This is a genomic window from Burkholderia sp. SIMBA_051 (assembly GCF_046534915.1).
Lineage (GTDB): Bacteria > Pseudomonadota > Gammaproteobacteria > Burkholderiales > Burkholderiaceae > Burkholderia > Burkholderia ambifaria.
The window spans coordinates 174,031-193,619 of the sequence record NZ_JAWRXS010000011.1 but is presented as its reverse complement, the minus strand read 5'-3'; the positions used below and the strand labels follow the sequence as shown (position 1 = coordinate 193,619).

Below are 19,589 nucleotides of genomic sequence, written 5' to 3'. Positions count from 1 at the left end.
TCCACCGGTCAGGCGACGACAGCAAGGCCGGCGGGCTCGTCGGCGTCAATACGGCGCAGATCCGCGCGTCGCAGGCACACGGCAACGTGACGGCTGGCCAGCGCGCGTGGGCCGGCGGCCTCGTCGGCTGGCGCGTTTTCAACGGCGTCGGCAGCACGACGCCCGAGCGCGATTTCAGTATTCAGTCGAATGGTTCCGACGGGGATGTCGGGATGCCGCGCTTCAAGCGCCGGCCTGCGCGGCATCAGTGACGCAGCCGATCCAGCGCGCGCGCGATGGCGCCCTGGAAATCCGGCCAGCCGGCCTTCACTGCATCCACCCCGCCCGCATTCACGGCCGTTTCCACATCCGCACACGCGTCTCGCGCGTCGATGTCGCCGGCGATCGCGAAGCCGCCGCGCATCGAATGGAGTTCGATCTTGATCGAATCGGCGTCGTCACGCTGCAACGCATCGCCGATCACCGCCAGCGAATGCAGCGTCGACGCGCGCAGCTTCTGCCGGATCTCCTCGGTGATCACCAACTGCTTGCCGTGATCCGTGGATGATCCGCCCCGCTCGCCCCGCAGCGCATGCCGCCTCAGCACCGCGTCGAGCGCATCGATCGACAGCGGCTTGAGCACGACCTCCGCGACGCCCGTCTGCGCGCAGCGCCGCCGATCCTCCTCGGTCGCATGGGCGGTCATCGCGATCACCGGCACCTTCGCCCCCTGCTCGCGCAGGAAGTTCGCGAGCGCGAAGCCGTCGAGTTCCGGCATGCCGAGATCGGTCAGCACCACGTCGAACGGATGCGCGAAGAACGCGCGCATCGCTTCGACACCGTTCGCGACGAGCATGGCGTCGCAATGCAGCGCATCGAGCTGATCGCGCAGCAGCGCGCGGCTCGCCGGATGATCCTCCGCGACGAGCACGCGCAGCGGAGTCTCGTCGTCCGCGTATGCCGGCAACGGCGACGCGGTGGATTCCGTCTCGTCGAACGCGACGCGCCATCCGGACGGGGCGGCGGCCAGCGGCAGCGACACGATGAACGTCGCGCCCTGGCCCGGCCGGGTCTCGACCGCCAGGTCGCCATGCATGAGCCGCGCGAGGCGCCGGCACAACGGCAGCCCGAGCCCCGTGCCGCCGAAGCGCCGGTAGATCGACGCATCGGTCTGGACATACACGTCGAACAACGTCGGCAGGCTCTCCGGCGCGATGCCGATACCGGTGTCGCGTACCACCACCTCGACGCCGCGCGCTTGGCCGACGGCGCCTGTCGGTCGCGCCTCGATCGTCACGCTGCCGCGCTCGGTGAACTTGATTGCGTTGCTGACGAGATTCGACACGATCTGACGCAGGCGAGTCGGGTCGCCGACATAACCGTCGGCCAGTTGCGGGTCGATCCTGCATTCGAGCGCGAGGTGCCGGGCCGCGGCCAGCGGATGGAAGATCGCGGCGACGTCGCGCACAACCGCACGCAAATCGAACGGCACGGCCTCCAGCACCATCTGGTTCGATTCGACCTTCGACAGATCGAGCACGTCGTTGATCACGCGCAGCAACGCATCCGACGACGACATCACTGTCTGCAGGCGTCGCTGCTCCTCGGCCGGCAACGGCGCGCGCTCCATCAATTCCAGATTGCCGACGATCGCGTTCAGCGGCGTGCGGATCTCGTGGCTCATCGTCGCGAGAAACGTCGACTTCGCCTTGTTCGCATCGTCCGCCGCCTCCCGGGCCTCGCGCAGCTTGTCTTCCATCTGCTTGCGCGCGGTGATGTCGGTCAGCGTGCAGAGCAACACATCGACGCCGCGATAGCGCGTACGGACGATATGCGCGGCGAGATAGGTCGTCCCGCCGCCGGGCAGGCTGACCGACAATTCGTGCGTGACGACGCGCGGCGCCCGGCCGCCCGAGATACTGCGGTGATAGGCCTGCCAGATGCGCTTGCCGAGCGACGCCGCCGCATCGGTGTCGCCGTAGGCCTGCGCGGCCTCGTTGCGCACCATGGTGTCGCCGTTGGCGAGCGACAGCAGCATGAGACCGGCCGGCGCCGTGCGAATCAGCGTGCGGTTCAGCGCCTCGCTTTCGATCAGCCGGATTGCACGACGGTTCGCCGGGCGCAGCGCGCGTCGGTCGAACATGACGATCGCGAACCACACCGTTCCGATCGCCAGCAGCGCGAGACCGATTGCGACCCCCAGGCGGCCGGCCATGTCATCGAACAGGCTGCGCCACGAGAAGGTCGCGGTCAACACCTCGCGAAACCCCGGCATCCGGTTGCCGATAACGATATTCGTGCCGACGCGATGGGCGGCCGCCCGTTCCCTGCCCGCCTTGCGCGCATAGTCGAGCGCACGGGCCGTCAGCGCGGGGTCGATCTCGCGGCCGGTCAGAACCTGCCCGGCCGGGCTGACCAGCGCGTAATCCTTGCCGGCGGACGAAGAACGCAGAAAATCGTCGATCTCCGGCCGGCTGACCGCGACGAACCATGCGACCGGCTTGCCCTGCGGATCGCGCACCGCCTGTGCGAACCGCAGCGTCGAGCGTCCGGTCAGCGGGTCATCGCGCCGATCGAGCAGAACCTCCCGGCTATCCGATGCCGACGCCATCGACACGAAGTCGGGCGGCGGTTGCAATTGCCGAATCAATGCCTTGATGTCGAAGCCGGCCGGCAGCGCCAGCGCCTGCTTGACCAGCGGGTACCCCGTCACAATGACAAAATTGCCGTCCGGATCGATGATGTACGCGCCCATTCCCGGATCGCCGGCCTGTTGCGGCGGCATGTTGCCCGTGACCTCGCCCTGCGCGAGCAACTTGAGAAGCAACGGCGCGTAGGCCTTCTCCGGTTGCGATGACGAAGCGAGCGCGAAAGCCGCAAATGCCACACGCCCCGCGTGGCCGACGGCAACCATCCTGCCGTGATCGTCGACAAACCGCCCGAGCGTATCGGGCGACACGCTCGCGCCATGCTTGGCGATCAGCTCGAGGTTTTCGACGTAGCGAACCTGGAGTGCCCTGACCACCTCCATCTCGGCCAGCAGTTCGGCCTTGCGTATCAGGAACCCCGACCGGTACTGCGCAAGCGATTCCTGCAGGTCGAGTCGCGCGACAAGTGCCGTGCACACCAGCACGAACACCGTGATCGCCGCGCCGCTTGCGTACAGCAGCCATTGCTGCTGCCGGCGCACGCGCCCCGGCTCGAACGGCTTGCGTCCCGCGGTGGCGGTGGCGTTCGCAATCAGCGCTTTCAGTTTGGTGGGCATACGGATCGTCGAAGTCGACTCGGCGCCGGCACGGCGTCATGCGCCGCCCGGGTCACGCAGTGCTGCCCGCCGGTTACCCGTCTACGCATCGGTCCCGGGCATTTCGGGCAGTTGGCCCTCGCTCGCATAGCGGATCAGGTCCGCGTCGCGGACGATGCCGAGCTTCTTCATCGCGCTCGACTTCTGCGAGCTGATCGTCTGCTTGCTCCGGTGAAGCTGAACGGCGATCTCGCCAACCGTCAGGCCGGCGCCGTACAGTCGCACGACCTCGATTTCGCGGGCCGTCAGCGTGCGCGTGCCCGGCGACGTCTCGGTGCCCTCCAGCAATTGCTTGACAAACGGCGACAGATAATTCGCACCGACATAAGCCGCATGAACCGCGCCGACCAGATGCGAAATCGCGTCAGACTTGCTGAGGATGCACCCGACGCCCTGCCGCTGAATCGCGCGCAGCACGCTCGGATTGTCGATCATCGTGATCGTCACGAGATGAAGCGCGGGATAGCGACGCTGCAGAAACGACAACAACGCGAGACCGTCGCCATACTTGCCGCCCGGCATCACATAATCGACGACGAGCACGTCGCTCTGCTGTACGTCGAGCATCGCCACCAGGTCGGTCGAATTGGACACGGTGCCGAGCAGCTTGATCGTGCTGCTGCCCGCGAGCGCCTGCGACATCCCGAGTGCGGACGAAGGATGATCGTCCGCCACCATCACTCGCACAAAAAATTCATCCATCTATATTCTTCTCCCGATACACGCGGCCCGACGTGCGATGTTGTGCGACGCGCCGGGATTCGAATCCATCTCGCGACACGGTCGCGTTGCGATGTTCTGCGAATCGGGCGGTGCGCAGCGTAATTTTAAGATAATAGACGGGTTCCGCGTCGCCGCGAGAAATAGACGTGCGGCCGCTTGCGCCGGACCGCGCCCGCCGGGCTTCGACAACCGCCGGCGCGCCGTACGCTTGGCCCGGACACGGCATCGCAACGGCGGCGGCACGTGCGCCGATTCGCCGCCCACGCACATCCGATCGACGGCCTTCCCCATACCGTCGATCCATCCCGTCCCGCGAAACGGCCTTGGCCGCTTCCTAACGTTTGGCCACGGACTTGTCCGGTTCGCCCGACCCGTCATCCGCGACATGCTGCCACTCGGTGATGGCCCGCCGCTTCTGCGACGGCGACATCATCATGAATTCATTCAGCTTCGTGAGGAAATCCCGTCTGGATTTCTCCGGCAGCGTCGCAAATCCAAGCAGCAGCCCGAACACCTTTCCCATATAGCGCACGGCCTTACCCTTCCTTCTTCAGTCGAAATCACGCGGCATCTATGCGATGCGGCGTGTCTGCCTTCCCCGTTTTGAACGCTGGGCGATCTATGCCGCCATGACGTCGCTTTTTTTATCTTCCCGGCCAGTGGGCCACCGCGGCCGCCATTGCTCTCGACGCTGGCCGTTCGTCCGCCGCGGCGGCAGAAAACGCGATTCCGCGCTGTCGCGCGACGCGCGCGAGCGCGCGACGCAGGTCGGCCAACGTCACCGGCTTCGTCAACACGCACTCGACGTTCGATGCGGCGTAACGCTGCGCGTCGTCGGGCGCCAGATGCGATGCGACGACGATCATGTCGCACGGCAGCGCGCGCGCATGGACGGCTTCCGCCAGTTCCCCGGCCGACATGTCGGGCAAGTCGGCGCCGAGCAGCAGCACGTCCCATGCACCGTTCGCGAGCGTATCGAGCGCGGCCCCCCCGGACGACACGCACCGCACCGTGCAGCCGAGCACGTCGAGCTGCTCGCGAAAGATCGACCCGTTGACCGACGCATCGTCGGCGACCAGCACGCGTGGCACGCGCGCGCCGGAAGCCGTCTCGGGTTGCCCATCACCGGCTTTGCCGGCAGGCGCGGGCCGCTGCTCGGCAGTCGCGACGCGCGCCTGCTCGATCGCCGTGCGCAGCCCGTTCAGCGAATAGCTCGACACGCGGATCGTGCGACCCGCGACGTCGGGCTGCAGCGGACCGTCCGGCGTGGCGAGCACGACCGGCGTGCCGCCGCCAAGACTGTCGAGCTCCTCCCGTCGCCATTGGTCCGAATCGCCGAAGAGTACGATCGCATGAGCACGCACGAGGCACCCGGCGGCTATCCCGATCGGACTTGGATGCATCGCGACATCGAAACCCCATGCACGCAGATGCGGAAAGGCGAACGCGCGCCACGCGTCCTCCGGCGACACGACGATCAGCGTCCGCCTGTCGCCGGCAACCACCGGCGATTTCGGCACGATGCCCATGCGCAGCGGCAGGCGGACGGTGAACAGGCTGCCGATGCCCGGCGCGCTGTGGACCGAAATCGTCCCGCCCATCGCCGCGACCAGCCGATCGCACAGCGCGAGCCCGAGCCCCGTGCCGCCGTAGCGCCGCGTGATCGACGCGTCGACCTGCGAGAACGGCTTGAACAGCCTCGCATGTTGCGCGGGATCGATCCCGATGCCCGTATCTTCGATGCCGATCGCGAGCTCGGGCCTCCCGCCCACGTCGTGGCCCACCGCCACGCGCGCGACGATGCGGCCTTCGCTGGTGAACTTGATCGCGTTGCCGAGCAGGTTGCCGACCACCTGCGCGAGCCGCGTCGGATCACCACGCATACGCTGCGCCGCGCTCGCATCGATATCGGCGAACAGCGGCAACCCTTTCGCCCTCGCGACGGGCGCGAACGCCGCCAGTTCGCGCTCGATCACCGCGATCACGTCGAACTCGATCGACTCGACCGTCATCGCGCCGGCCTCGATCTTCGAGAAATCGAGGATGTCGCTGACGATCGCGAGCAGGCCCTCGGCCGATGCGCGCAGCGTCTGCACGCGACTCTGCTGCGACGCATCGAGCGCCGTGCGCTCGAGCAACTCGAGGTTGCCGAGGATCACGTTGAGCGGCGTGCGGATCTCGTGGCTCGTCGCGGCGAGAAACGACGACTTGGCCGCATTCGCCGAATCGGCCGCGCGCACGGCTTCCTCGAGCTGATGCACGAGCCGGCGCTGCGCGGTCGTATCGGCGAAAATCGCGATCAGCACGTCCTCGCCCTGGTAACGCGCGCTGTGCGCGATGACCTCCAGGTGCAGCGGCGCGTCGCCGTGCGCATCGATCACGAGCTCGGTCATCATCGTGCGGCCCGAGCCGCCGTTCGCGACGAACGCGTCGTATTGCGCCAGCGCCTGCGCGGCCAACGCGTGGTGATCGCCGCCGTGCGGGACGAGCATCTGCGCCAGCACGTCGCTCGCGAGCATCACGCGGCGGTCGGACAGCGACACGAGGCCGATGCCGACCGGCGCCATCGCGATCACGCTGCGGCACAGCGCCTCGCTCTCGAACACGCGGGCCGAACGCGCGTAGACCGGCACGAGCACGCGCCGGTGGAATCGCACGAGCAGCAGCCACATCACGACGATCGCGACGAGCGTCGACGCCGCGAGCGCGCCGGCCTGCACGCCGATGCCGGCCGCCACGTCGGCCCACGACAGTACATAGGCGATCGTCCAGCCGGTGGCCGCGAGCCGCGAGCGGAACACGATCGCGCCGTCGCGAAACAGCGGCTCGTCGGCTGCCCGGTCGGCATGCGCGACATCGAGGTTCAGCAGGCGCTCGGTCAGCGCGTTGGTCCGCTCGACGCCGGGATCGATCGCGATCAGCCGGTTGTCCGCCGACGCGATGAAGAACACGCCGGCCGGCCCGCGCCCGGGCAGCCACGACAGCAGGTATTCCGGTGCGTATTCGGTGACGAGCACCGCGAATGGCCGGCCGTCGGCGCGCGCTTCGGCGGCGATCCGGATACGCGCCTGCCCCGTCACGGGATTGATGTAGGGCGGCAGCCAGCGAACGTGGGGACGACCGTCGGTCGGCGCCGGGCCGTCGAAATCGACGTGCAGCGCCGCGAGGACACGCGCGCGCGCGTCGGGCGTCGCGAGCGCGGGATTGTCACGCGACAGATGCGGCACGAAGCCGAACATGCCCGTGCGCGTACTGTAGTGGTAGCCCTCGAGCGTGCGCCCGCGATTGAGTGAACTCGCCGCGCCGATGCGCGACAGCAGGAACGACAGCGCGAGATAACGCGCCACCTCGTCGCGCTGCCCGGTTTGTCCCGGCACGCCGACCACGAGCGACGGATACGGCTTGATCGCGAGCTGCTGGCCGTTGGCGAAAAACTCATTCACGACATCGGGAGGCGCGGCGCCGAGCTCGTGCCAGATCAGCTGCGTGTTCGCGACGCCGTTGCGGAACGACGTCTCGGCCACCTGCACCTCGTCGACCGCCTCTTCGACGCCGTTCAGGAAATTGCGCCGCTCACCGTCCAGATAGCCGTAAACGATCGACGTGATCCCGAGCCCGCAGGCGATCAGGATCAGGATCGTGACGACGATGCCGCCACCGAACATCGAAATGCTCTGGTAGCGGCGAATGGACTGAAGCGTGCTGTATGGCATGGCTCGGCGTGACGGCGCCCGGGGATGCGGACATGCGGCAGATTCCCTGCCGGGCTGGGCGTCACGATGAATGCATTCGGGATAGAGACATCCCGATCATGCCAAACGACACTGCGAAAATCAGTTGTGTATTATCCTTTTAGTACATGTCCGATTTGTTTCAATGCTTGTTTTGAACTCGAACGAATCCTAGCGACGCAATCCCCCATAACGTCTTGTCCCCTCGGACAAGTCGTGACATCGCTCCCGGTCCGCGCGCGCCAATACAATTGCGCCGGCAAGCCGACGGCACGAGATGCAATTCAGGGGCGATGCGGCGCATCCAACGTACCCGGTTCGGCCCGCGCGGAACGCCGGGCAAGGAGCGGCCCGCGCGATGCGCGCCGGGTCGGCAGCGCCCGCTCAGTTCTGCGTGAACGGATTCAGCGTCGTGCACAGGAAACCCGTGCAGTTCGCCGGCTTGAAATAGAAAGGGGCCTGCTGCATTGCCGCCGGCGGCACGCAGCGCCGGCCCGGAACCTCAATTGACCTGCAACTGGCCGCCGCGGCCGAGCCCGCCCTTGACGTCCTGCGCCTTGTAGCTGCGCAGTGCGACGACCATCTTGTTGTACGCGTCGATGAACGCGACGACGGTCGCCTTGCCTTCCGGCGTCGCCGAGAAGCCCGACAGCGCGCCGCCCACGCCACCGCCGAATCCGCCCAGCGCCGCGCCGTAGTTGGTCGCCGTCGAGCTGCCTTCCGACGCCGCGATCTGCACGGCCGAACGCACGTCGAACAGCGTCAGCGTCACGACGGATGCCTTCGTCTGCAGATGGCCGGCCACGGCCGCGACCGCGCTGTTGCCGATCAGCCCGCCGATCATGCTGCCGATGCCGCCGACCGCCGAATCGTTGATCACGATCTGCGGTTCCATGTAGTAGTCGGCGGCGACGCGCTGGCCCTTCTGCTGCTTCGAGCCCGCACGGTATTCGCCCGAGTTGCGCTGCAACTGCGTGATGCGCGACAGGCGCGCGTCGCTCTTCTGGTTGCCGATCGACGTGATCACGAAGCAGTTCGACTGCTGCACGGCCAGGCGCAGCAACGGGTCGATGGTCGTCATCTTGGTCGCGCTGCCGAACGGGCCCCACCAGTCGGCGTTGCGGCCGTCGTCGACGGCGATCGTGCCGAGCGGCGACGTGCAGCGCTGCAGCGTCGTATCGGCGCCGGCGCTCGCACCGCCCGCCGCGGCGCCGGACACGCCCGCGTTCTGGCCGCCGGGCGTCACCACGCCGCCGCAGCCGGCGACCGACGCGCAAAGCGCTGCAACCAGCGCACCTTGAGTGAGACGTTGGGAAAGGTTGGTCTTCATGTCGTTATCGATCGATAGAGTCGTTGTTCGGCTTATATGTTCGTGCGAACTTCGATAAGCCCCCCGGCGTGGCTGCGCGATGGTGGTCTCCCCGCGGCAGCTCCCCGTTGCGTTCGGTCCGGTCAGTAGTACCAGTACGTCTGGTTCCAGACGCCGTAGTACGGATAGCCCGAGTACCAGTAGCCGTAATAGACGTCACGCCATTGCGTACGCCATTTCCAGTCTTCCTCGTCTTCCTTCTTGGCCTTGCGGGCGAGCTCGAGCAGCTTTTTCGATTCCTTGTCGCCGCGGCTCGCCGCGATCGACAGCCACTTGTCCGCTTCGCGCGGATCGGAGCCCATCTCCTCGAGGCCAAACAGGTAGAAACTGCCGAGCGCCTTCTGCGCGTTCAGGTCGCCGCGCTCGGCGGCGTCGCGCATCCACTTCAGTGCCTGATAGCTGTCCTGGCGCACGCCGTCGCCGCGGAAATAACGCAGGCCGAGGTCGTAGGCGGCCTTCGGCTGCGCCTTCGCGGCCTGCTTCAGCGCGACGATACGCGGATCTTCGCGGTCGTCCGCATCGTCCCTTTTTTGATAGGACACCTGATCTTTAGGGCGATCGGAACAACCTGTGTCATCGCAGATCCGCACGGTGTTGCCGGTAACGGACGGATCCTGCGCGCACGCGGCCAACAGCAACAGCAGCCCCGGTGCCAGCAAACGGCGATACATGTGTGCGTTCCCCACGTTTTATCTGCGCCGCACTGCTTCGCGCTATCCCACCCCCGCGAGCGCGTACCCGGTTTGCGTGCGGCGAGGCGAATACAATTCGCCAACGCCGACACGCAGTCCAAGGCTCTCTCAGGCTCTCTCTTTGAATCGTTCAGTCACGCTCTGGCTGCCGCTTTTCGCCAGATGACCGTGTTCGATACCGGCCTCCAAACCTGACGCGACAAACAATAGTGACGTGGTGAGCAATAATAATGGAGAAATATGGCATGTCAAGGTCAATCGCGATTTCAAAGTTTGCGTATCGCGTCACTTTTGAATATGCTCTTCGTCGCTAAAACCCAGGAGACCCTTTCGAGATGTCCACTAGCGAGCAGGCCAACGTCGATCTCATCACCGCCACCAAGGTGCGCGATCTGCTGACGCGCAACGGCATTCCGCCGCGCAGTCACAACACGACGATCGCGAACGTGCTGGGCCTCAGTTTCTCGGTCGTCACGCGCAAGATGAAAGGCCTGATCCCGTGGAACCTGTCGCAGTTGCAGGACATCGCGACGCACTTCGGCGTGCCGCCCGCGATCCTGCTCGACGACAAGGGCACGCAGCCGGCCGCCGCCGAAATGATCGACGCGACGCTCGTGATCGAATCGCGCCGCTTTCGCTGCCGCGCGGCGATCTCGGCGAAGGCCAGCAGCCAGATCGAAACGGACTTCGTCGCGCTGCAATGGCAGGGCGAATGGATCGTCACCGAACGCGAGCATGCGCGCGAAGGCCGCACCTATCCGGTCGACGTCATCGAGCTGCGCTCGAGCCAGCCGACCGTCTATGCCGCGCGGATCGCGGTGGTCGACGATTCGCAGGACGTCGCCGAAACCGTGTGCGAATACTTCATCGAAAAAGGCGTGAACGCGGTGCCTTACTTCGACGGCGCGTCGTTCCGCAAGGCGCTGGAAGTCGAGGACTTCGACGGCTACATCCTCGACTGGATGCTCGGCGACCAGACAGCCGCCGAACTCGTGCGCGGCATCCGCTCGAGCGAGAACGGCGGCGCGCCGATCTTCCTGCTGACCGGCAAGATCTCCACCGGCGAGGCGAGCGAGGACGAGATCGCGCACATCGTGTCGCACTACAACGCGCGCTGCGAGGAAAAGCCGGTGCGCCTGCCGATCCTGTTCGCCGAAGTCGCACGCGAACTGAAGATCGCGCTGCCGGCCGCCGCGAGCGCCGCGGGCGCCGCCGTCGCGAGCTGAGACCACAACGAACAACCACCATCACACGAACACGAACCTGAACACGACCGAGGGGAAACACATGCGAATCTCGACGATCTGGATCAAGAGCCTGGTCGCGGCCGGCCTGCTCGGTATGGCCGCCGCGAGCTGGGCCGCGTCGTTCACGTTCACCGTCGACGGCAAGATCGGCCGCAGCAACCAGCCCGGCAACACGACGTTCGTCTTTTCCGAGCAGGCGCTGATGGCGCTGCCGCAGTACACGATCGTCACGTCGACGAGCTGGACGCCGAAGGCGACCTTCACCGGCCCGCGCCTGTCCGATGTACTGAAGACCGTCGACGCGCAGGGCACGCAGATCGAGTTCCGCTGCATCGACGAGTACACGTTCACGATCCCCGTGTCGGACGCCGACAAGTACGGCGTGATCCTCGCGCGCACGATGAACGGCAAGGTGCTCGGCAACGACAACTACGGGCCGCTGTGGATCATGTATCCGCGCGACCAGTATCCGGACGAGCTGAAGACGCCGCTCGGCGAAGCCAAGTTCGCGTGGCAGATCATCGGCCTGACCGTGAAGTAAGCGGGCGACATGAAGCGCGGGCGGTGGAAGAACAGAAAGATCATCCTGGTCCTGGGGTCGCTGTGGATCCTGGGATTCGCCGCGTGGGCATTCCTGCTGTGGGACCTGCTCGCGACGTCGGTCAACGAGGGCGTGCTCGAAGGGCCGCGCGAAGGCGTGTTCTGGACCGCCGCGCAATACCGCAACGTCTACACGCGCTTCGACCGCCAGCTGATTCTCTACGCGACGCACGTGGACGACGACTACGACCACGTGCAGATGCAGCTCGACAGCCTGTCGGTGTCGTTCGGATTCCTGCAGCGGCCGTCCGAGGTGTCCCAATACTGGCTGCGCATCCCGCGCGCGCGCGGCGAGATCGCGGCGCTCGGCGAATTCATGGCGCGCCTGAAGCGCGACGTGCCGCCGTTGCGCGACGCACCGAACGACGCACAGCGCGTGATCGACGAGGTCAATGCGCACTGGCCGAAGGTCAACGGCCTCGCGAACTACTTCCGCGCGATCGAGATGGCGCAGCGCGACTTCACGTTCCATCAGCTGAAGGAAAAACAGCGCGCGATCCTGTCGCTCGGCATCATCCTCGGCGTGATCCTGTGCGCGCTGTTCCTGCTGCTGTTCTATACGATGCGCACGCGCGACGACCTGCTCGAGCGCCAGGATGCGGCGCTCGATGCGGAGCGCAAGGCATCCGATCGCGCGTTCGAGATGATCGAGGCGAAGAACGCGTTCCTCGGGATGGTCAGCCATGAACTGCGCACGCCGCTGCAGGCAATCTGCGGGTCGATCGAGATCCTGCTCGCGCGGCCGCAATCCGACGCGAACCTGAAGACGATCCGGCGGCTGCAGAATTCCGCGTCGTCGCTCGAGGCGCTGGTCAAGGACCTGACCGACTACATCAAGCTGCGCTCGACCAAGCGTCTCGCCGAAGCGGAAACGGTCGGCATGGCGTCGCTGCTCGCCGAGGTGCTCGATCCGCTGCGCGCGAAGATCGCGGCCAAACGGATCGCGATCTCGCAGCTGGTCGAGCCGCACGACCTCGCGATCCGCTCCGATCGCAAGCTGTTGCGGCAGGTGCTGTCCAACCTGATCGAGAATTCGGTGAAGTACACCGTCGACGGATCGATCCACGTATCGATCCGGCTCGTCGACACGCCGGCCGGCCGGCAGTTGAAACTTGCGGTGCGGGACACGGGCGCCGGTATCGCGAAGCAGCATCTGCCGAAGATCTTCGAGCCGTTCTACCGTGCGAACGACGCGGTCGGCCTGCATGTGGACGGCATCGGGATGGGGCTCGCCGTCGTGCGCGAGATCGTGACGACGCTGCGCGGCCATGTCGACGTGCGCAGCGCCGTCGGCGAAGGCAGCGAGTTCGTCGTCACGCTGCCGGCCGAGGCGCCGGATGCCGCCGACACGGCCGTCGACGCGCCCGCATGGCCGGCCGTCGACGTGCATCGCAACCGCCGCGCACTCGTGGTCGACGACAACGACAACGCGCGCGAAACGCTCGGCGCGATGCTGTCGGCGCTCGGCCTCGACACCGATCTGTGCGGCACCGGGCACGAAGGCGTCGCACGTTTCCGCGACGCGCGGTACGACCTCGTCGTGCTCGATCTCGAACTGCCGGACCTGAGCGGCTTCGAAGTCGCGCGCCGCATCCGGATGGCCGCGCAACCGGACGACGACGGCCGGTTTGCGTCGATCCTCGGCGTCAGCGCGTACGAATCGGCCGCGTTGCGCGAAAACCAGCGGGAGTTCGACGCGTTCCTGCCGAAGCCCGTTCACCTGCGCGAACTCGGCGCGCTCGTCGATAAGCTGCTCGGCTGAACGCGGCCGCGCTGCGTCACGGGCCGGCCTGCCCGTCCGTTCGCGCGCCCGCGCTCATTCGCCGATCAAATGCAGCACGATGTCGCGCCGATGCGCCGCGCGACGATGCTCGAACAGATAGATGCCCTGCCAGGTGCCGAGCACCATGCGTCCATGCTCGACCGGGATCGACAGCTGCACCTGCGTGAGCGCCGTGCGCAGATGCGCGGGCATGTCGTCGGGCCCTTCGGTGTCGTGCTCGTAGCGCGTGGCGTCCTCGGGCGCGAGCGTCGCGAAGTAGCGTTCGAGATCGCGCTGCACCGACGGATCCGCGTTCTCCTGGATCAGCAGCGACGCGGACGTATGGCGGCAGAACACGGTCAGCAGCCCGGTGCGGATCGCCTGCTGGTCGACGAACGCACGCACCTGCGAGGTGATCTCGACGAGGCCGCTCCCGTGCGTTTCAACGCCGATATGCGTGATGGCCTGTTGCATGATGGCCACCTCAGGCGAGTGCGGCGAAGCCTTCGGCTTCGATCTGCTTCGCGTCGGCGGGGCGCACGACGCGCGCGACTTCGACCCCGTCGCGCATGAATATCAATGTCGGCCACAGCTTCACGCGGAACGACCGGCCGAGCGGCCGGCCCGGGCCGTCCTCGATCTTCAGATGCCGCACGTCAGGATGCGCGGCGAGCGACGCGACGATCGCGGGCTGCGCGCTCGCGCAGATCCCGCACCAGTTCGCGCCGAATTCGATCACGGTATTACCGGCCAGTGCGTCGACTTCCGCGCGCGTCGGCGCATTGGCGGTGTAGCGTTGCTCAATGTCCATCGGGGCCCTCGTGTGCAATGCAATGGCGGGACGTGGCCGCCGCGTGCCGGCGTGGGCGGCGGATGCGGCCGGTGATCTCCTACTCTAGCGGAAAAGCCCGCGCGATGCCGACGGCGGCGGGCAGCGCGGTGCGGCTCACCGGTACACCGCGGCTGGCCGGATGACGATCGGATAAGATACGGCCCGATTGGCCCATGACCGAACCGACGGAGTGTTTCAGTGATTCAACCGACCCAAGTATTCAAGGACAACCTCGCGCAACTGCCGGCCATCGACGGCATTGCACGCATCGATCTCGTCGGCGCGAACGGCGACGTGGTCGCGAGCATCGAGAACCAGCCGGGCAAGCAAGGCTCGCTCGCGGTGTATCACTACCTGAAGCAGGCATTCGGCACACTTGATGCGAAGGCCGCCGAGCACGGTCTCGCCGTGTTCGCGGAGCACACCGCCGACGCACGCAACCGCCCGGGTGCGCATCCGAACGTCGATCGTCTGCTGGCGATCGTCGACGGTGGCGAAGCACTGCGGATCGACGTGATCGCGCAGGGCTGAGCCGACGTGCGCCGCATCGCTGCCCAGCCGTTGGCCCGCCGCGTCGCATCGCTCGCGGCACTCGCGTGCGTCATGCTCGGCGGCGCGGCGTCGGCCGAGGCCGAGGCGCTGCGGACCGCTTCCGATATCGCCGGCGCGTCGCTGGTTGCGCTCGGCGCGCTGCCGCGTTCGCCCGAGAACGGCACGCTCGACGCGTTTTGTGCGCAATATCGCGCGAAGACGGCGACCGCGGCCGGCCGCGACGTCGCGAAGCTCGGCTGGATCGTGACGTCCGAGGCGCCGCTCGGCCGCTATACGGTCGTCACGTTCGCGAGCGGGTTCAAGCCGGGGACCAGCGCGATCTGCTTTGCGCGCAACGCGAACATCGGCGTCTTCGACGGCACGACGCTCGTCGCGCTCGGCTATACGGCGCGCGCGGCCGGCTGGCAACTCGGCTCGGTCGAGCCGCTGGAAAGCGGCGCGCTGCTGGTCTGGGGCGGCGATGGTCCGTCGGCGCCCATCGGCGAGCTGCGCGAAGAGCATGGCGGCTTGCGACTGACCGCGGTCGCCGCGGAACGCACGTACTGTCACGGCCGTGCCGTCGTGCCCAACGTGTACGGCAAACCACTCGACAAGGCACGCAAGATCCTGATCTCGCACGGCTGGCAGCCGCTGCGTCCGCACGAAAAACCGAACGAGATGGATGGCGCGGCGACGCTCGCGAAGCACGGGATCATCGAAGCCGAAGCATGCTCGGGCACCGGCATGGGGTATTGCGCGCTGCGATATCGGAGCGCGGCCGGCGTGCTCGGCGTGACGACGGCCGGCGGTGAGCCGGACACGCCGTCGGCGAATACCGTGATCGATTATCAGGTGGCTTGCAGGAAGTAGTAACTGGCGCGACGGCGCGTGCGCTCGATTCGCGCGTGGCGCGCCTGGCATGAGTTCGTCGGCGCGCCGAAAACGGAGCGAATCCGTTGGCCATCGGCTGTGCCGGCACATCGAATCATCGGCCGTTCGGTCAATTGACCCGCGCCGGACGCGCTCCTACACTGATCTCCCTTTCACGCCGCTCCGGCACGACGGGACTTCCATGATCGACCTCTCCACGCTCGCATTGTTCTCCGGCGCGTGCCTCGCGCTGACCGTCACACCCGGCCCCGACATGCTGCTGATCGCATCGCGCAGCGTGAGCCAGGGCCGCCGCGCCGGGTTCGCCACGCTCGCAGGCATTCAGGCCGGCACCTACTGCCATGCACTCGCGGCCGCGCTCGGACTGTCGCAGCTCTTCGTCGCGGTGCCGCTCGCCTATGACGCCGTGCGCTTCGCGGGTGCCGCCTATCTGCTTTATCTCGCGTGGAAGACGTTCCGTTCGGATGCGACCGCGCTGTCGCCGGTCGCGTCGCCGCGCCGCCATTCGACCGCCGCGATCTTCCGCCAGGGCCTGACGACGAACCTGTTGAATCCGAAGATGGCGCTGTTCGTCCTCGCGCTGTTCCCGCAGTTCGTGCGCCCCGAGCACGGCTCGATCGCCGTGCAGATCCTCGTGCTCGCGACGGTGCTCAACCTGATCGGGCTCGTGGTCAACGGCGCGGTGATCCTGTCCGCGAGCCGGTTGAGCCAGCGGATCGGCGCGCGCCGCCGGCCGTCGAAGCTGCCGCAGTATCTGCTCGGCACGGTATTCGTCGGGCTGGCCGCGCGGCTTGCGGTGGCGGGACGGAGTTGACTCTGCCGGCGCTTCCAAGCTGCGCCATCTGAGCCGACACCGAATCGCACACCTCGCCCGATTCAGGTCGCCCGAACCTGGTCGGGTACCGCCTTCCTGATCGACCTCCCCGATAGATGTAACGACGCTTCGAACGTCCGCCCGGCCGCCTGCATCCGCAGTCGCGGCCGAACGCTCCACTTGCATCGACATAACATATTTGTTACTGTGCTACCTAACTCGTACGAAATTCAGTTCTTCAATGCGCGTGTGGAGACGGGAGTCGTCACGTTACCGACGACGCTGCTTGCCCGTTTTTTTGCACTCGCTGATCGCATGGAGCAGTACGGCCCGAATCTTGGCGAACCGCACACGCAGTCAATGGGAAACGGGCTGTATGAAATGCGACTGAAGGGTGCCGAAGGTATCGCGAGGGTGTTCTACTGCGCGATCGTCGCCCGGCGTATCGTCATGCTGCATTGTTTCGTGAAGAAGACGCAAAAGACGCCGCGGAAGGAACTGGAAATCGCCCGCCGTCGACTCAAGGAGATTCAAGATGGCAACGTATAAGGAGCTGCGCGAGCGCGCGTTGTCGAACCCCGACGTGCGCGCCGAATACGAACGGCTGAACCGCGAAGAACTCGCCCTGCTCGACGTGATGCTCGCTGCCCGGCGAGACGCCGGCCTGTCGCAAGCCGACGTGGCCGAGCGCATGGGGACGAAAGCACCGGCGGTGACAAGACTCGAGCGCGCGCTCGCAACGGGCCAGCATTCACCGTCCATCGATACCCTGCGCAAATACGCGGCAGCTTGCGGCAAGAAACTCGTGATCTCGTTCGCTTGATGCGTCGTACCCGGCCGCCCGTCGTTTGAGCGGCCTACCCACCACACGCCACCGTCGTTCAACACCCGGAACGTGCCGCGTCAACGGTCATACGCGCCGTCGATTTCCGCATCTTCCGAACCTCGCGGCTCCCGCGCGCCGGCATCGCGCCCACGCGTATCCATCACCACGCGCAACTCACTGCTGTCGAGCAAGCTCGCCGGCGTCACCGTACGGCGCTGCCACGGAATCCGGCCGAAATACCAGATCCTCCAGAACCCCAGCGGATGGTCGGGATTGCGGCGCAGCAGCGTATCGAACGTCTCGACGTCGCCGAGCACGATCCGCGTCGCATCGCGCACCACTTCGCGCACGAAACGCGAGCAGAACTGCCGGCGCGACGCGAGATTGAAGCCCGTGTCGTAGATCACGCCGAGCCGGCGCATGGCCGCGTCGACGAGCCGGCGCCGTTGCGCGGCGTCGAGCGGCTGCTTCAAGCGCGCGATCACGCACGCGCCGCGATCCGAGCGCGCGAGAAACCGCGACATGGTCGTCACGCGCGACAGCGGAAACGTGCTCTCCGCGACGAGCGGCTCGCCGCCGCGCTCGCCGACGACGATCCCCACGTGATTCGTCCACGAGCGCGTCGCGCTCGCCACTTCGAGAAACGGCCGCACCGTCACGCGGATGAAGACGATGTCGCCGATCTCTGGTTCGGCCGGCAACGACATCGTGTCCGGACCAGCCGTACCCACAGCGAAAAGGCGCCGCCTGCGCACGCCTGGCCGGCATATCGCCGGCGACCGAGAAACCGTGTCGATGAACATGCGAACCTCACGCGAGTGGACATGGCGCGAGCATGTCAGCCGCGGCCGCATCGCGCATCCGCGATGTGCGTGAGTGGATCCATCCGCGCCGCCGGGTAGCGGATTCTGGTACCGGCGCGTAATGCGCGGGCGTTCGCGTCCGCGTGCGCGATCGTCAGCGATTCGCGCCGAGCGCGACGCGCAGGCGCTCCATCAGCCGCGTGTAGTGCAGCACCACGTCGGCCTTGTCCGTCACGTTCGCGGTCGAGAACCGCTCGGCCCACGCCGCGTTCCATTCGTACGTGCCGTGCACGCTGCGGTCGCCGTCCGGCGCCTGGATCAGCGAACGGATCCGCGCGTCACGCCCCGGCCCCGTATGCATCTCGAACAGCGCGTGAATGAACGTGTGATACGCGTCGTACACGTCCTCGTCAAACAGGTAGCGATAGATGTGAAACGTGCGGTCGAGGTCGCGCTTCGCGCGGATCACGTCGTCCGGCGAGATGTCCTTCCAGTAGCCGATCCACGTGTAGAAGCACAGCAGCGCATTGAGCTGCGGCGCGACCGTGTCGTACAGCGTGAGCCGCTTCTCGATCAGCCGCTGGTTGGTCCACTGCACGAGCTCGAGCCGCTTCAGCCGGCGCGCGACGAGCCAGCCGAGGCACGCGACCGACAACGGCGTCAGCACACCGAGCACAAGCTTGACGATTTCCAGCGAATTCCATGGCGTGTTGAATGGCTGCATGAACGACTCGACCAGAAAAAGGCACCGCCCGGCGGATCGCGTCGCGCGCAGCGCGCCTGTCCGATCGCCTTGCGGTTGACCGTTAGTTGCTAGAGCATCGAAGGCGCACCGCGATGCAACGGTGCGCGGCGAAGCGGCTTGTTCCGCCAGTGTATCGGCGGATCGTCACTGGCTGGTGACGATCCGCCGAATCATCGTCGCGCGTTCGCGCCGCGTTACGTCGGCAGCGCCGACGTGAGCTTGACCTTCTGCATCGGGATGTCGGTCTTCACGCTCAGCACGCCCGGAATGCGCGTCAGGTATTCCATCTGGAAGCGCCGGTAGTCGTCGATGTCGGCCGCCACCACGCGCAGCAGGAAATCGCAGTCGCCGGCCATCAGGTGGCACTCGACCACTTCCGGCATCTGCTGGACGGCTTCGGCGAAGCGGTTCACGGATTCCGCGTCCTGCCCCTTCAGCCATACGCGCGTGAAGATCGTCAGCCCCTTGCCGACCTTCGCCGGGTTCAGCACGGCCACGTACTTCTCGATCACGCCCGCTTCCTCGAGCAGCCGCACGCGCCGCAGGCACGGTGACGGCGACAGCCCGACCTCGTGCGCGAGTTCCACGTTCTGCATGCGGCCGTCGCGCTGCAGCGCGCTCAGGATCCGCCGGTCGATAGCGTCGAGCTTCATTGGCATCAAATTCCAAAAAAATGGCAAAACACACGTTCAATGCCAAATTCTCCGGAAGATCTGGCCACAACGCAACCCGATTCGAGT

General features: G+C 66.5%; 20 protein-coding genes. 8 read left to right on the top strand and 12 right to left on the bottom strand.

Annotated features, from left to right (window positions below; translation table 11 throughout):
• Window positions 1-8: 8 nt before the first annotated feature.
• From SB771_RS25950 to SB771_RS25920, 7 genes are all read right to left on the bottom strand, one after another.
• A complete protein-coding gene (locus SB771_RS25950; RefSeq protein WP_165752386.1) occupies window positions 9-245 on the bottom strand; it encodes a hypothetical protein in 237 nt (78 codons plus the stop codon).
• On the bottom strand, window positions 245-3,244 hold the full coding sequence (locus SB771_RS25945; protein ID WP_175659814.1) for an ATP-binding protein: 3,000 nt from the start codon (window positions 3,242-3,244) through the stop codon (window positions 245-247). The genes SB771_RS25950 and SB771_RS25945 overlap by 1 nt, the downstream gene beginning before the upstream one ends.
• A gap of 81 nt (window positions 3,245-3,325) precedes the next feature.
• Window positions 3,326-3,985 (bottom strand): response regulator, encoded by a 660-nt coding sequence (locus SB771_RS25940; RefSeq protein ID WP_105833672.1) that lies wholly within the window; start codon window positions 3,983-3,985, stop codon window positions 3,326-3,328.
• Between the two features lie 355 nt (window positions 3,986-4,340).
• A complete protein-coding gene (locus SB771_RS25935; RefSeq protein ID WP_168736183.1) occupies window positions 4,341-4,529 on the bottom strand; it encodes a hypothetical protein in 189 nt (62 codons plus the stop codon).
• Window positions 4,530-4,650: 121 nt separating this feature from the next.
• The gene (locus SB771_RS25930; protein ID WP_175659815.1) at window positions 4,651-7,719 is read right to left on the bottom strand and encodes an ATP-binding protein; all 3,069 of its coding nucleotides are present in this window, start codon (window positions 7,717-7,719) and stop codon (window positions 4,651-4,653) included.
• A gap of 520 nt (window positions 7,720-8,239) precedes the next feature.
• A complete protein-coding gene (locus SB771_RS25925) occupies window positions 8,240-9,067 on the bottom strand; it encodes a hypothetical protein (RefSeq protein WP_011660079.1) in 828 nt (275 codons plus the stop codon).
• Between the two features lie 122 nt (window positions 9,068-9,189).
• Complete coding sequence (locus SB771_RS25920; RefSeq protein WP_175659816.1) at window positions 9,190-9,777, bottom strand: tetratricopeptide repeat protein; 588 nt, start codon at window positions 9,775-9,777, stop codon at window positions 9,190-9,192.
• A gap of 356 nt (window positions 9,778-10,133) precedes the next feature.
• Between SB771_RS25920 and SB771_RS25915 the strand changes: the two genes are divergently transcribed.
• The 3 genes from SB771_RS25915 (at window position 10,134) to atsR (ending at window position 13,407) form a co-directional block, all read left to right on the top strand.
• Window positions 10,134-11,024 carry a helix-turn-helix domain-containing protein gene (locus SB771_RS25915; RefSeq protein ID WP_175659817.1) on the top strand — a complete coding sequence of 297 codons (891 nt, stop codon included), beginning with the start codon at window positions 10,134-10,136 and terminating at the stop codon, window positions 11,022-11,024.
• Window positions 11,025-11,085: 61 nt separating this feature from the next.
• The gene (locus tag SB771_RS25910; protein WP_165752380.1) at window positions 11,086-11,586 is read left to right on the top strand and encodes a molybdopterin-dependent oxidoreductase; all 501 of its coding nucleotides are present in this window, start codon (window positions 11,086-11,088) and stop codon (window positions 11,584-11,586) included.
• Window positions 11,587-11,595: 9 nt separating this feature from the next.
• Window positions 11,596-13,407, top strand: coding sequence for a hybrid sensor histidine kinase/response regulator AtsR (gene atsR / locus SB771_RS25905; protein ID WP_175659818.1), 1,812 nt, complete (start codon window positions 11,596-11,598; stop codon window positions 13,405-13,407).
• Window positions 13,408-13,461: 54 nt separating this feature from the next.
• Here the strand turns inward: atsR and SB771_RS25900 are convergent, their stop codons facing one another.
• Both SB771_RS25900 and SB771_RS25895 read right to left on the bottom strand, forming a co-directional pair.
• Window positions 13,462-13,881: a secondary thiamine-phosphate synthase enzyme YjbQ gene (locus SB771_RS25900; RefSeq protein WP_175659819.1), complete on the bottom strand. Its 420-nt coding sequence runs from the start codon at window positions 13,879-13,881 to the stop codon at window positions 13,462-13,464.
• 10 nt (window positions 13,882-13,891) lie between these two features.
• Window positions 13,892-14,218, bottom strand: a complete 327-nt coding sequence (locus SB771_RS25895) for a thioredoxin family protein (RefSeq protein WP_175659820.1) — start codon at window positions 14,216-14,218, stop codon at window positions 13,892-13,894.
• A 219-nt stretch (window positions 14,219-14,437) separates the two neighbouring features.
• On the opposite strand from SB771_RS25895, the gene SB771_RS25890 reads away from it, so the two are divergent.
• The 5 genes from SB771_RS25890 to SB771_RS25870 all read left to right on the top strand — a co-directional run bounded on the left by SB771_RS25890 (window position 14,438) and on the right by SB771_RS25870 (window position 17,298).
• Window positions 14,438-14,770 (top strand): DUF2322 family protein, encoded by a 333-nt coding sequence (locus SB771_RS25890; RefSeq protein WP_105833665.1) that lies wholly within the window; start codon window positions 14,438-14,440, stop codon window positions 14,768-14,770.
• A gap of 72 nt (window positions 14,771-14,842) precedes the next feature.
• Window positions 14,843-15,640, top strand: coding sequence for a hypothetical protein (locus tag SB771_RS25885; RefSeq protein ID WP_244096764.1), 798 nt, complete (start codon window positions 14,843-14,845; stop codon window positions 15,638-15,640).
• Window positions 15,641-15,842: 202 nt separating this feature from the next.
• Entirely contained in the window at window positions 15,843-16,475 is a 633-nt protein-coding gene (locus SB771_RS25880; protein WP_175659822.1) for a LysE family translocator, read from the top strand.
• A 249-nt stretch (window positions 16,476-16,724) separates the two neighbouring features.
• Window positions 16,725-17,024: a type II toxin-antitoxin system RelE/ParE family toxin gene (locus SB771_RS25875; RefSeq protein WP_244097789.1), complete on the top strand. Its 300-nt coding sequence runs from the start codon at window positions 16,725-16,727 to the stop codon at window positions 17,022-17,024.
• The gene (locus tag SB771_RS25870; protein WP_006761397.1) at window positions 17,011-17,298 is read left to right on the top strand and encodes a helix-turn-helix domain-containing protein; all 288 of its coding nucleotides are present in this window, start codon (window positions 17,011-17,013) and stop codon (window positions 17,296-17,298) included. The genes SB771_RS25875 and SB771_RS25870 overlap by 14 nt, the downstream gene beginning before the upstream one ends.
• An 80-nt stretch (window positions 17,299-17,378) precedes the next feature.
• Here the strand turns inward: SB771_RS25870 and SB771_RS25865 are convergent, their stop codons facing one another.
• The 3 genes from SB771_RS25865 to SB771_RS25855 all read right to left on the bottom strand — a co-directional run bounded on the left by SB771_RS25865 (window position 17,379) and on the right by SB771_RS25855 (window position 19,502).
• The gene (locus SB771_RS25865) at window positions 17,379-18,104 is read right to left on the bottom strand and encodes a YebB family permuted papain-like enzyme (protein WP_175659823.1); all 726 of its coding nucleotides are present in this window, start codon (window positions 18,102-18,104) and stop codon (window positions 17,379-17,381) included.
• A gap of 154 nt (window positions 18,105-18,258) precedes the next feature.
• A complete protein-coding gene (locus SB771_RS25860) occupies window positions 18,259-18,828 on the bottom strand; it encodes a hypothetical protein (protein WP_105833660.1) in 570 nt (189 codons plus the stop codon).
• A 215-nt stretch (window positions 18,829-19,043) separates the two neighbouring features.
• A complete protein-coding gene (locus SB771_RS25855) occupies window positions 19,044-19,502 on the bottom strand; it encodes an Lrp/AsnC family transcriptional regulator (protein WP_006486309.1) in 459 nt (152 codons plus the stop codon).
• Between the last annotated feature and the right edge of the window lie 87 nt (window positions 19,503-19,589).

What these genes read in the sequence shown, in the direction of transcription:
- SB771_RS25950 (WP_165752386.1), bottom strand. Translation starts at nt 245, where the DNA reads ATGCCGCGCAGGCCGGCGCTTGAAGCGCGGCATCCCGACATCCCCGTC.
- SB771_RS25945 (WP_175659814.1), bottom strand. Translation starts at nt 3,244, where the DNA reads ATGCCCACCAAACTGAAAGCGCTGATTGCGAACGCCACCGCCACCGCG.
- SB771_RS25940 (WP_105833672.1), bottom strand. Translation starts at nt 3,985, where the DNA reads ATGGATGAATTTTTTGTGCGAGTGATGGTGGCGGACGATCATCCTTCG.
- SB771_RS25935 (WP_168736183.1), bottom strand. Translation starts at nt 4,529, where the DNA reads ATGGGAAAGGTGTTCGGGCTGCTGCTTGGATTTGCGACGCTGCCGGAG.
- SB771_RS25930 (WP_175659815.1), bottom strand. Translation starts at nt 7,719, where the DNA reads ATGCCATACAGCACGCTTCAGTCCATTCGCCGCTACCAGAGCATTTCG.
- SB771_RS25925 (WP_011660079.1), bottom strand. Translation starts at nt 9,067, where the DNA reads ATGAAGACCAACCTTTCCCAACGTCTCACTCAAGGTGCGCTGGTTGCA.
- SB771_RS25920 (WP_175659816.1), bottom strand. Translation starts at nt 9,777, where the DNA reads ATGTATCGCCGTTTGCTGGCACCGGGGCTGCTGTTGCTGTTGGCCGCG.
- SB771_RS25915 (WP_175659817.1), top strand. Translation starts at nt 10,134, where the DNA reads ATGTCCACTAGCGAGCAGGCCAACGTCGATCTCATCACCGCCACCAAG.
- SB771_RS25910 (WP_165752380.1), top strand. Translation starts at nt 11,086, where the DNA reads ATGCGAATCTCGACGATCTGGATCAAGAGCCTGGTCGCGGCCGGCCTG.
- atsR (WP_175659818.1), top strand. Translation starts at nt 11,596, where the DNA reads ATGAAGCGCGGGCGGTGGAAGAACAGAAAGATCATCCTGGTCCTGGGG.
- SB771_RS25900 (WP_175659819.1), bottom strand. Translation starts at nt 13,881, where the DNA reads ATGCAACAGGCCATCACGCATATCGGCGTTGAAACGCACGGGAGCGGC.
- SB771_RS25895 (WP_175659820.1), bottom strand. Translation starts at nt 14,218, where the DNA reads ATGGACATTGAGCAACGCTACACCGCCAATGCGCCGACGCGCGCGGAA.
- SB771_RS25885 (WP_244096764.1), top strand. Translation starts at nt 14,843, where the DNA reads ATGCTCGGCGGCGCGGCGTCGGCCGAGGCCGAGGCGCTGCGGACCGCT.
- SB771_RS25880 (WP_175659822.1), top strand. Translation starts at nt 15,843, where the DNA reads ATGATCGACCTCTCCACGCTCGCATTGTTCTCCGGCGCGTGCCTCGCG.
- SB771_RS25870 (WP_006761397.1), top strand. Translation starts at nt 17,011, where the DNA reads ATGGCAACGTATAAGGAGCTGCGCGAGCGCGCGTTGTCGAACCCCGAC.
- SB771_RS25865 (WP_175659823.1), bottom strand. Translation starts at nt 18,104, where the DNA reads ATGTTCATCGACACGGTTTCTCGGTCGCCGGCGATATGCCGGCCAGGC.
- SB771_RS25860 (WP_105833660.1), bottom strand. Translation starts at nt 18,828, where the DNA reads ATGCAGCCATTCAACACGCCATGGAATTCGCTGGAAATCGTCAAGCTT.
- SB771_RS25855 (WP_006486309.1), bottom strand. Translation starts at nt 19,502, where the DNA reads ATGAAGCTCGACGCTATCGACCGGCGGATCCTGAGCGCGCTGCAGCGC.